Annotated in this window: 10 protein-coding genes; 6 read left to right on the top strand and 4 right to left on the bottom strand. The window is 38.6% G+C overall.

Annotated elements, in window-relative coordinates; all coding sequences use genetic code 11:
- Positions 1 to 288 precede the first annotated feature (288 nt).
- From RDV78_04750 to RDV78_04735, 4 genes are all read left to right on the top strand, one after another.
- A complete protein-coding gene (locus RDV78_04750) occupies positions 289 to 510 on the top strand; it encodes a hypothetical protein (protein ID MDS1029817.1) in 222 nt (73 codons plus the stop codon).
- Between the two features lie 60 nt (positions 511 to 570).
- Positions 571 to 870 (top strand): hypothetical protein, encoded by a 300-nt coding sequence (locus RDV78_04745; protein ID MDS1029816.1) that lies wholly within the window; start codon positions 571 to 573, stop codon positions 868 to 870.
- A 311-nt stretch (positions 871 to 1,181) separates the two neighbouring features.
- Positions 1,182 to 2,186, top strand: a complete 1,005-nt coding sequence (locus RDV78_04740; GenBank protein ID MDS1029815.1) for a methyl-accepting chemotaxis protein — start codon at positions 1,182 to 1,184, stop codon at positions 2,184 to 2,186.
- 278 nt (positions 2,187 to 2,464) lie between these two features.
- Positions 2,465 to 3,571: a DUF362 domain-containing protein gene (locus RDV78_04735; GenBank protein MDS1029814.1), complete on the top strand. Its 1,107-nt coding sequence runs from the start codon at positions 2,465 to 2,467 to the stop codon at positions 3,569 to 3,571.
- Between the two features lie 146 nt (positions 3,572 to 3,717).
- Here the strand turns inward: RDV78_04735 and RDV78_04730 are convergent, their stop codons facing one another.
- Genes RDV78_04730 through RDV78_04720 form a run of 3 tightly spaced genes read right to left on the bottom strand, consistent with a single transcriptional unit; the run spans position 3,718 to position 7,677 of the window.
- The gene (locus RDV78_04730; protein ID MDS1029813.1) at positions 3,718 to 4,833 is read right to left on the bottom strand and encodes an endospore germination permease; all 1,116 of its coding nucleotides are present in this window, start codon (positions 4,831 to 4,833) and stop codon (positions 3,718 to 3,720) included.
- 17 nt (positions 4,834 to 4,850) lie between these two features.
- Positions 4,851 to 6,032 carry a Ger(x)C family spore germination protein gene (locus tag RDV78_04725; protein ID MDS1029812.1) on the bottom strand — a complete coding sequence of 394 codons (1,182 nt, stop codon included), beginning with the start codon at positions 6,030 to 6,032 and terminating at the stop codon, positions 4,851 to 4,853.
- Positions 6,033 to 6,075: 43 nt separating this feature from the next.
- Positions 6,076 to 7,677: a spore germination protein gene (locus RDV78_04720; GenBank protein MDS1029811.1), complete on the bottom strand. Its 1,602-nt coding sequence runs from the start codon at positions 7,675 to 7,677 to the stop codon at positions 6,076 to 6,078.
- Between the two features lie 259 nt (positions 7,678 to 7,936).
- On the opposite strand from RDV78_04720, the gene RDV78_04715 reads away from it, so the two are divergent.
- Both RDV78_04715 and RDV78_04710 read left to right on the top strand, forming a co-directional pair.
- Positions 7,937 to 8,668, top strand: coding sequence for a glutamine amidotransferase (locus RDV78_04715; GenBank protein ID MDS1029810.1), 732 nt, complete (start codon positions 7,937 to 7,939; stop codon positions 8,666 to 8,668).
- A gap of 341 nt (positions 8,669 to 9,009) precedes the next feature.
- Positions 9,010 to 9,594, top strand: coding sequence for a rubrerythrin family protein (locus RDV78_04710; GenBank protein ID MDS1029809.1), 585 nt, complete (start codon positions 9,010 to 9,012; stop codon positions 9,592 to 9,594).
- 197 nt (positions 9,595 to 9,791) lie between these two features.
- Here the strand turns inward: RDV78_04710 and cooS are convergent, their stop codons facing one another.
- Positions 9,792 to 11,705: an anaerobic carbon-monoxide dehydrogenase catalytic subunit gene (cooS, locus tag RDV78_04705; GenBank protein ID MDS1029808.1), complete on the bottom strand. Its 1,914-nt coding sequence runs from the start codon at positions 11,703 to 11,705 to the stop codon at positions 9,792 to 9,794.
- Positions 11,706 to 11,727 lie beyond the last annotated feature (22 nt).

The raw sequence follows: 11,727 nt of genomic DNA, 5'->3' as shown, positions 1-11,727 counted from the left end.
ATTATTAAGAGTTTTATGTGTACACATTTACTGCCTGTTATTGTTGCATCATTCTATAAGTTGCTTATTTTTGATTACTCATTATGTTCCTTTAGATTTATTAAACCAACTACAATGAAAAAGAGTACACATTCCGTATGGGAGGGTATATTTGGTATTCAGGTATTACACAAATAAATTTGTAAATTGTTATATTATTTACCGAAATTTGTAACAAAAGGGAAACTAATGGCATATTTTATAACAAAGAAATTCCTTTAATACAATAAACTAGAGGAGGAGACCTAATTGTTAGATTTAAAAGAAAATGGTTTTGAGGGTAATGAAATTGAAATAGTTAGTAAAGTTGATCAACTAGTAATAGAAGATGCTTGCGTTGCTGTATTAACTGGATTTATTGATGTAGAAAAAATTTTTCGTTTAGGTCGGGAAAAATTCTTTCTTGAGAAAAAGCTTCCTTTCCAAGTTGTAATTATTAAAACGCCATGTAGGCCATGTGCTGATGAATAATAAAATATAAAAAGAGCAGGTATTCCTGCTCTTTTTATTAAAAAGGACGTGATATTAATAATGAGTTCATCAATATATAATGAAATTACAAGACTAGAAAATATAATTACTAATTTGGAAAAAAAAATTAGTAATTATGAAAAAGAGCTGCTCAAATTACGTGAACAAATAGAAATGTTTAATTTAACTGAACTGGATACAGCAGATTCAGTAACAGATATCCAAAATATTAATTTTGATGATAATGTTATTACAGTAAAAACAAATTTTATTAGAAAAAAAGAAACTATACCACTTGGAGATAAAAACGTACTGATTGAAAAAATTATACCGTATTGTACTACTTACACCAAAGAATAATATAATATTTACTTTCTATTGTTATCTACCGAGCAATCGTACTAGGAATTAAATTTGGGTACGGGCTACTGCCTCTAGTTTAGATAATATTAATAATTCTATCTATGAATCTATAGTCAGACTAAACTAGCCAAAGAAAGTGACATTTGTTTTAATACTCTAATTCTGACTCCTCTTGTTTAAGAAATTAGGAAAAACTTGAAAAGGTTTCTAATTATCTTGTATAATGGTAATACAAAAAAATACACTATTGGCAATGGAGCCTGCCTAATTTTAAGGCAGGTTATTTTTTATTTTTAGGGGGTATAATTGTGTCTGACGATAATTTAGTTATTGATGCATCCATTATAATTAGTGAACTTAAAAATGCTAATAATGAAATGAGTGAAGTCATAGAATCCATTAGGGATCTTGCTGAACGTACAAATCTATTGTCCTTAAACTCAGCAATTGAAGCCGCAAGAGCAGGAGATGCCGGCAGGGGGTTTAGTGTAGTGGCCTCTGAAATTAAAAAGCTGGCTAATAGTAGTTTAAGTTTTACTAAAGAAAGTACTAAAATTATTGAAAACATTCAAAACAAAGCAAATGAAGTAATGGCTGTTCGAACAGCCGATGTGGCCTATGATACTATTGATAAAATTGACAGGAATCTTTTTGAACGTAACTGTGATGCTCAAGCTTGGGCAACTTTTGATAAAGTTAAGAATTGCTTTTGCTCTACAGCAACAGAACGTTTTTCAGCAGCTAATGAACTTTTGCAACACCTTATAGAAATATATGAAGTTTACCTTGATCTATATGTACTAGATAATGAAGGCAAAATAGTTGCAGCAGGTACTAGGCGCGAACTTATCGGAAAAGACATGTCTGATGAAAATTGGTTTAAGGAAGCTAAGGCAGCTAATTCTATTTCCGTAAGTGATCTTTACTATTCAACTGTTGAGAATCGTCATACCATAGCTTATACATGTCCAATACGGGGAGAGCATGGTAAAGTTTTAGGATATTTTTCTACCCGGTTTAACTGGGATTATATCTATGACATTATAGATTCAGCTCGGATCGGTAAAAATGGGAACATATTTATTATCAATAAACAAGGGTATCTTATAGCATCCCGCAGCCGCAAGGGTATTTTAAGTGATAGTCTAGGCCATCTCCATGCAGCACAACGTGCTATGAAAGGAGAAACTTACGGTTACCTCTTTGAAAAGGATCGTATGGGCAACGTTGTAATCTATGGCTATGCGCATACACGCGGATATAACGCTTATAAGGGAAAAGACTGGTCAGCTATTATCTATGAAACTTTGTAAATTATATATTTTCAAGTCTCCAAATTTGTATAATTATGGTATAATAATAATTTGTCAGCTAATTATTTTTAATTTAAGGGTGTTTTCCGGCTATGATACAACAAGCTCAGGAGCTTCTGCTTATAGCCAGGTGTTGCTAACGAGCAAGGGGAATACGGTACCTCAACAGATCGAATGGTTAAGTTTTTTAAGCACATTGGGTGGGATGTCCAGTCTAGCCTGACGGAAGGGAATTTAGAGGGGGGAGCTACCTTTGCGTTAAAGAAAGGATGAATACTATGTCAAGCAAAGTTTACTATGTAAATTTGAGAGCTAAATCAGATAAGAGTAATAAGGTTAGTAAAATCAGAAATCTATTTGCGCATGCTGGATTTAGTGAGTTTATTCAAAAAGATGACTTAACGGCTATAAAATTGCATTTCGGTGAACGAGGAAATGATGGTTTTATTAACCCCGTTTTTGTTAGGCAAGTGGTGGATAAAGTAAAAGAGAAGGGTGCCAAGCCCTTTCTGACGGATACCAATACCCTCTATTCTGGGAGTCGGCATAATGCGGTTGACCATCTTATCACAGCATTGGAACATGGGTTTGATTATACTGTTACAGGAGCCCCACTAATTATTGCCGATGGATTGCGTAGTGAAAATATTATAGAAGTAGAAATTAGCAAAAAACATTTTAGTAAAGTGAAGCTGGCTAAAGATATTGTTAGAGCTGATAGCATGATTGTGTTATCTCATTTTAAAGGACATGAAATGGCCGGCTTCGGAGGAGCAATAAAAAATCTAGCTATGGGCGGGGCACCGGCAGTAGGTAAAAAGGAACAGCATGCTGTAAAAATATATGTTGATCATGAAAAGTGTGCTGGCTGTGGAAAGTGTACCTCAGTTTGTCCAGAAGAAGCTATCACTATGGCTGCTCAAAAAGCTGAAATTGTTTTGGAAAAATGTGTAGGCTGCGGTGAATGTATGACTGTGTGTCCTAAAAAAGCCGTTGGCATGGATTGGGGAAAGGAATTTACCGCCTTCGCTGAAAGATTGACGGAATACGGATACGGAGTAGTAAAAGCCCATCCAGGGCGGATTGGCTATATTAATTTCCTGCTTAATATTACCCCTGACTGTGATTGTACGCCTTGGAGCGATGCACCAATTGTTCCCGATATCGGTTTCTTAGCATCAACTGATCCTGTTGCCATTGATCAGGCCAGCTACGACCTCGTTAATAAACAAATCGGCTTATCTGCTTCTTTGCTTTCCTGTAATTACGAAGAGGGGGCCGATAAATTTCATGGACTGCGACCATACATAGATGCTACTATCCAGATGCGCTACGGGGAGGAAATTGGAATGGGCAGTCGTGATTATGAATTAATAGTGCTGTAAACAGTTCTATTTATGGTGTCAGTTGGTAAACTAAAAGCACCAAAAAAATTGATAATTATCCCAAAGAGAGACTAAGTCAATGCTATAAATGTTTGAGATAAGTACCGGATACTTTTGTTGTGGAAAAATTTTTTAACAAGTAGGTACTAATTCTTAACAGCATGAAATACTTTTCTTATAGCTAATATGAGGAGAAGTATTACAGGCAGTCCATACTGGATAGGCAAACCAAAATAATGCCACGTGTCTTCTCTAAAGTTTAAAAAGAATACTCTATTCGAGGCTATGAAATAGGTCAGAGTAGCCAAAAAAATTCCAAAGATAAAAATAAGTATTGTTTTTGTCTTTTCCTTTTTAATACCTGTGGTTTGTACAAAGGCTTTTTGAGAACAGTAAGTTAAAATACCACCTTGAACCAGCATACTCCAATACCAGAGGGCGACCATAAAGGATTCAAACCGGTGGAGATATTGCGTAATCTGGATTGATCTCACAAAATCCATGCTTGCAATACGCATTAAGGCAACTACTTGGGGACCCATAACCATCAACTCGACAATAAAGTAAAAGACAAAGAAAAAACCACCGATGGACAAACCGGCTGCAGCTGAACGGAAAGCTTTCTTTTGGTTGCTCACCAGTGGCAGAATCATTGCAATAATTATTTGATCGATTCCAATAAATGAATCAACTTTAAGACTGGCTATGCTTACTTTTAAAATGCCTGAATCAAAAAAGGGCATAAGCCTTTTAAAATCTGTTTCCGACACCGAAGCTAAAAAAACCATAAAGAGAAAAACGCTAGCTAATGCAAAACCAATAACACCCATTCTGGCAATAACTTCAGGACCTTTTGATACAAGATAGCATATTACGGCAACGTGCAGAACTGTTACCACTAGAAAAGGTGTTTCAGGTAATAAAAAGTCTGTTAGGTGGTGGATGTACATGGATACATTGCTAGCAGCACTGACCAAAAAATAGATTGCCAGCACAAACCCCAATAGCTTTCCTGGAATGGTCCACAAAAGGTCTTGGCAGTATTCAACTATTGTTTTACCGGGGAAATTTTGACCGATATATACAATTATATAGATAAAAAGTAGTGTGGATAATACGCTGATTGCTCCGCTTATCCACATATCCCTGCCGATTTCCCTGGCTAAAATGCCACTGCCATAGTTGATTACGGTAGGCCAGGTAGTGCAAACCAGCAAGGCTTTAAACTGGTTATTGTTTATGGTTACCTTGTTGTGGCTCATTTGGGATACTTCCTCCTTCAACGTGGGTTTTCGGCCGGATATTTAATGGGAGATACTGACTTTGCCAATAGTGATACCCGTGGAATTTCTGCTTTTACTTCTATAGCAACTTCTGCATTTTTAAAAAGTTGGGGCCAGTTTGCAGATAGCTGCGGCCATTCATTCTTATGCTGCCGGTGCAGTGTACTGCTAAAGTCAAGAAAGTCGACATTAAAGTCCTGGGCTGCTGTTACCGTAGACTGTATATCATTATGGATAGCCAATGCCAATGCTTTCTCAAGACTTTGCAATGCCTTAGGGTTGGTGAATTCAGTAAGGCATGATTTTTCAGTGAGGTCGGCACTAGCGCTTACCTTAATTATGAAGTAAGGTTGTCCGTTATCAATATAACTTTGAATGTTTGTTTTTCCTTTTTTAATCTCCAAGGTAACAGGCAAACCGTCGTACGGACAATTTACAACCCTTACCGATCCACTTATTTTATTTTTTATCCATAAAAGGCCCCTGGTTTTATTTCCATCAAGCCATCCCACTAGTTTATTTTCGCCAAAAATAGAAGCCCCTTCAAGTTTTACAACAGGCTTGGATTCTTCCGTAGTAAGAACAATCCTTGAGGCTGCCGGGTTTACGTAGGGGTCGAGATAGTCTTCCAGGAAATTTTTCAGCATGATGCCGTAGGCTTTGCCTGTTAAATTTGTTTTATCAATTATTTTTTCTATATTCTGGGAAGGGTCTTTTTCCATTATTGGTACAACCGCCAGAATTTTTCCGGCCTCGCCGGGGGTAACTGCAATCCAGGTCCGCAAACGCAGTTCCGGATTGCGGCTGAAAAAGTCAAATATCTCAAGTATATTGCTCCTGGCTAATTTTTCGCCAATGATGATAACTTTAATATGTGACCAAAGAATACGCCGGGGAGCTGTAGCAGCCATATTACGGACTGCTTCAAAAATTGTTTTACCGGTGCTGGAAATTATCCAAAAAGGCTTTTCTTTTCCAGAACTGGTGGTGCCCCCCGATGGGGTTTTACTATATGTTTCCGGTTGTGCTACTTGTGCGGTTACTTTGAATCCGTTGTTGGTTTTATCCAAAGCAATGCTCAGCACAAAGGCTAGTTCGTTAATTTCCCTGGCGTTCCAGCAGCCAGTCAGTGAAAAAAGAAGGAATAGAACCAGCAGTATCAGGGAGATAATCCGCATTCAAATGCCTCCTTCCAACTGCGATTAAGCGGGCTATTCATGATTATTGTTTTTTTCGTGAACTAGCCCTGGGTCCCGGTTTCATTCCCGGACGCATGCGCAGCATTCTTTTACGGCTAATTATTCCGGGAAGATGATGCATTAACCACCATGGGTTTCTGACGACAGTATCGTTTAATGTATTGCTATTTGATGATACGAAGGGGTCTAGATAGCTTACGCCAAAAGAACGTAGGCTGCTTAAATGAATCAAAATGATGCTAAGCCCTAATAAAATTCCTGCCAGTCCGAGAATTGAAGCGAGCAACATTAACGGGAAACGGAGCAGACGTCCTGAAGCGGCCGCATTAAAGGCAGGAATAGCAAAGGAACTAATCCCTGTTAATGCGACAATAATAACCATTACCTGAGAAACGATTCCGGCTTGAACGGCAGCTTGACCAATAACTAGGCCTCCCACGATACTGACGGCCTGGCCTGTCTGCTGCGGCAGACGGAGGCTGGCTTCTCGCAGAATTTCAAATATGGCCTCCATAATTAGTGCCTCTCCTATGCTGGGGAAGGGAACGCCTTCACGGGAAGCCGCAAGTGACAAGGCCAGTGGGGTGGGAATCATTTCCTGGTGAAAACTGGTTAGTGCAATGTACAGTGCAGGAAGAACAACAGAAATAAAGTAAGCAACAATTCTGACAACTCTGGTCAGAGAACCGATCAAATAACGTTCATAATAGTCATCGGCGGACTGGAGGAACTGGAAAAAAACCGTAGGGACCATCAGCACAAAAGGAGTAGTATCCACTAAAATTGCTACTCGACCCTCCAGAATAGCTGCCGATACCTTATCCGGGCGTTCACTATGCTCCATTTGAGGGAATGGGGAAAAAGGATTGTCTTCAATTAGTTCTTCAATATAACCGCTTTCCAGTACCCCGTCAATTTCGATGCGTTTTAGGCGGTTTTTCACTTCATCTACTACTTCATTTTTAACTACTCCGTTAAGGTAAACAATGTATAAATCCGTTTTTGTCCGCGTACCTGTTTTAAAAGATTCTACCCGTAAATCCGGGCTCTTGATGCGGCGTCTGATTAAAGCAACATTGCTTTCAATGTTTTCGGTAAAACCGTCTCGTGGTCCTCTGACGACGTTTTCTGTAATTGGTTGCGAAACCTGCCGCTCTTTCCAACCCTGGCTGCCTGCGATAAGAGCCTTGTTTATGCCGTCCAAAAAAAGAATGGAATTGCCGGAAATTAATTCACTGACAGTGTTTCCAACATTTACTTCTTCCTTGACATAGAGGTTTGGCATGCTGTACTGCTTAATTTGTTCAAACAAATCCTTGGCTTTTTTAGTATTTTTAAACTTTGCATCCAGCATTAAGCTTCCAAGGACCTGTTCATTAATCAAATCATTTTTTGTCAAACCCTTTATAGCAATAACTGCAGCTTTAGTTTCAATGTTGGAAGCAATGGTAAACTCTCTGACAAGGATGTCGCTGGCATATCCCATTGCTTTTTTAATCATTTCAATATTACGACTCAAATCGTTAGACAGGTTTTGCGGCAGCCATGAATTATCTGAATTGGAACTACTTTCCTTTGCATTTGGTTTTTTCTTGCTGCCCCAAAAACTTTTAAAAACTCCCATGAATAAACCTCATTTTTACTAAAAGACATTTTGTACTAATGACAATAGTATGCTAAGTCTTTTTAAGCTTATACATAATAATTGAAGTGGGTTTAATCATATTTAATATTATTTTCGAAAAGAATTCTTTTTAAAATGCATTAAAATATGATATGATAATTATATTGTAATGGGCAAAGGGGCTTAAAGACTATAATGTCTTTGGGCTTTTTTCTATTTTCAGGTAATTGCTATTATTGTTGTGGGAAGAGGGATTAGCTTGAAACCGCTATTAATTATCAAGACAGGAACTACTTTTCCGTCAGTACGCCAAGAGTACGGAGATTTCGATGATTTTATCTTAAATCAGATAAAGGTTAGTAATTGTGATGTTATTATTGCTCCTATTTACGAAAAACTGTGGCTGCCTGAATATGATACAATTTCCGGAGCTATTATTACAGGGTCCCATGCCATGGTGACAGAAGAGGAAGAATGGAGTGAGTATGTAGCAGAATGGCTGCCAAATATCCCTAGTGGGAGTTTGCCAGTATTGGGTATTTGTTATGGGCATCAACTATTGGCTCACGCCTTTGGGGGTCAGGTAGGATATCACCCTGGAGGAATGGAATTTGGCACAGTAGATATTCAACTAACGGAGGAAGGCCAAAAGGATCAACTCCTTGGTTTTTTGCCAAATAATTTTCTAGGTCATGTAGCCCATACCCAAACAGTTCTAAAACTTCCGGCTGGAGCAAAGCTGTTGGCCCAAAATGAATTTGAATCCCATCATTCCTTCGTGGTAAGGGGGAATATATGGGGAGTGCAATTTCATCCCGAATTTAATGCTGGAATAACTAGTGCCTATATTGATGAACAAAAACAAGAATTAATTGAGGCCGGTCGTAATATTGAACAATTGCGGCAAACTGTGCAAGAGCAAATTTATGGCAAGATGCTCTTAAGGCGCTTTCTAGAAATAGTTATGCTTAAGGAAGAAAATCTCAAGTAAATTAGGAGAGAGGTGTGTAATTATATTGGCATTGACTCTCTTTTTCATTGGCAAAAGCCGTTTTTGTGTAAACATCATCCAGTTATATTAATTTCAAGTTATTCAACTGATTGAATTATAGCTACTTACTTTTCAAAATACAATGTAAATTTTCGCAAATTTTCAGCACTTAGTGCCTAATGGTGCAGTTAATTGTCTCCTTTAGATTGGGAAAATAAGCAGGAAGATTTTAAAGGCATAGTTTAGGAGGATTTAGGCAAAAATTTGGATAAGCCTTTATGCGGGGGTTTTTTAGTAAATGTAGAAACAAGGTATTAATTACTTAAGAATGGAGGTACATAATGAAATCATTAAAAGGTACACAAACCGCTGTCAATTTAATGCGGGCTTTTGCAGGGGAATCTCAGGCTAGAAATCGGTACACCTATTATTCATCTATAGCTAAAAAAGAGGGCTACGTTCAAATCGCCAATATATTTTTGGAAACTGCTGAAAATGAAAAAGAGCATGGCAAAGTATTTTTTAAATTTTTAAAAGAAGATTTTAATAACGAAAATGTCGAAATAACTGCTGCTTATCCTGTTGCCTTTGGGGATACTAAGGCTAATCTCCTGGCGGCAGCCAAAGGGGAAAACGAAGAATGGGTAGATGTATATCCTGAATTCGCTAAAGTTGCTGAGCAAGAAGGATTTCCGGAAGTAGCAGCAGTCTTTAGTAGAATAGCAGAAGTAGAAAAGCATCACGATGAAAGGTTTAGAAGCCTGTTAGCAAACTTGGAAAACGATACAACATTTAAGAAAGATAAGGTTGTTCGGTGGAAGTGCAATAACTGCGGGTATATTCATGAGGGTGAATCAGCACCAGATGTATGTCCCGCTTGTGCCCATCCCCAAGGTTTTTTCGAAGTTTTAGTTGAAAACTACTAAGGTGCAATTCCTATAAGTTGCAGGCAATTAAAAACATTTAGTCAGGGCTGTCGATGGAAAAAGTCGACAGCTTTTCTGCTGTCTAGAAAATGGAGTGTGCTGGAACAAAAGGAAAATAGGAGAGTATAATATAGTATCCTTAAAATACAGCAGCCCTCTTGGGAAAAGACCCAAGGGGGCTGTTCTGGCACTAGCAATTATTTTAAGCCTATACCTTTTCTTTTCTTCAGAATGTGAGCTTCGATATTGTTTGCTATTTCTTTTGGATCGTCGCCTAAGGCAACTTTACCTCCGGTTAGACCTTCCACATCTTCTGTCAGCAGTTTAACCAGCTGAGGTGCTCCAGTTACAAAGGGAGTAGGGGATAAATGGGTATAAGCACCATAGGCTACAGCAAATACTCCATCAATAGTTGCTTTTTGCTCCATCCACTCCGGTGCAGTTACGGCGATAGGGAGATCTGGAACATCAACATCCAAGTGATTAGCTAAGGCTGTAACCAGCATAGAGATTCTGCCCGTATCGGTACAAGTTCCAAAACTTAAAACTGGGGGAATTTTTAACATATTACATACTTCTTGCAGCCCTGAACCAGCCATAGAGATAGCATCAAGATTACAAAGCCCAGCAACTTCCAAAGCATGGTTGCCGCAGCCAGCGCTCACTACTAGGATATCTTTTTTGATTAATTCCTTAACTAAGTTGACTGTAACCCAATCTTGAGGGCCATTGCGTAAGGTAGAACAGTTAGCTAAAGCTACTACACCTTTAATTTTTCCTGCAGCAATGACATCAACTAATGGGTCTAATTTGTTGCCAAGGGCTTGTAAAATTGCTTCTGTGGAAAAACCAGCAATAGCTTTTTGGGTTATTTTAGGAACCATGGGAGTTACTTTGCCATGACGTTTTTGGAAATTTTCAATGGCTAAATCAATTAAGGTATCTGCCATAGAATCTACTTTAGCCGGATGGTAAGGCAGTTGGTGTTGCAACCCGGGTATGCCAATAATAGTGCTAACACTTACCAATGTTGCTTGGTATTTTTCAGCGTAATGATCAATGGCTGGAGGTGAACAGTTTTCCTCCATGGCCATGACATCTACAGTGCCTGTAGCTAGAAGAGGTTCAATTGCCAACCAGTTGCCCATAAGTCCTACAAAAACGTCATCTACATTAAATCTTTGCAAAAGTTCTTGGCCCGTTTCAATGGACCCTACTATTCTAAGCCCTTTGGCTCCTGCTGCTTTGGCTCTATCCTGGACTTCTTTCGTTTGTGCCTTTTGCAAAGTGGCTACTCCGGCCCAAGGTTGGTGCCCATTAAAAACAATATTGACATAGTCTGGATCCATAATGCCTAAATCCACAGTTACTTCATGAGGCGTAGGAGTTCCAAAGAGAATATCCTGGACCATTTCCAGGCCGATTTGGGCGGTGTAAATGGTGGATAAGCCTAAGCGCAGTGCTTTTTTAGCTAAAGAAGCATAATCACCATCAACATTTGTTAAACAGCTGGCCACACAATTTTGCTCTTCGTGGACAACTCCTGTAGGGTAGATATTTAAATCCTGCCATACTTTTTTTCTCTTTTTAGGTGCAAAGACATCAACCATTACACTGGGATCGTCAACATCTTTACTCATTTCTTTTTCTAAAAAGTCGGCTAGTTCAATGGCCATTTGGTTAATATCTTGGTTTGTATTAATGCCTACTTGTCCACACATCCATTTTAATTTTTCTACATCTTTAATCTGAAAAGGTGTTTTCCCTTCGGCAGTAGCCCGCAGAGTTCTAAAAGCTTCATAGGCATGGTGGCTATAAGTGCCAGCTCCCATAATATTATGTAAGAGAAATGTTCGCATGGCCATGGCATCGCCGCCAATACCACATACACCTTTATCTTGACCACCTTTTTCGCTAATGCGGCAAGGACCATTGGAGCAGAGTTGACAACTTAAACCTTGTAAGCAAAATTTGCATCTGATTTTTTCTTGCAAAGCCCAACGATCAAAGGCATTAGACATGCCATCTTCCCTAATTCTTTTGACCATTTCTTCAACAGAATCGTGATAACTTACACGTCCTTCTGACTTTTCCAAGACTGTTTCGCTCATGATTTACCTCCTGAACTAGTTT

Source organism: Bacillota bacterium LX-D, from assembly GCA_031628995.1.
Lineage (GTDB): Bacteria > Bacillota > DUOV01 > DUOV01 > Zhaonellaceae > JAVLUO01.
The sequence above is the reverse complement of the archived record's forward strand: the minus strand, read 5'-3'. Positions and strand labels throughout refer to the sequence as shown.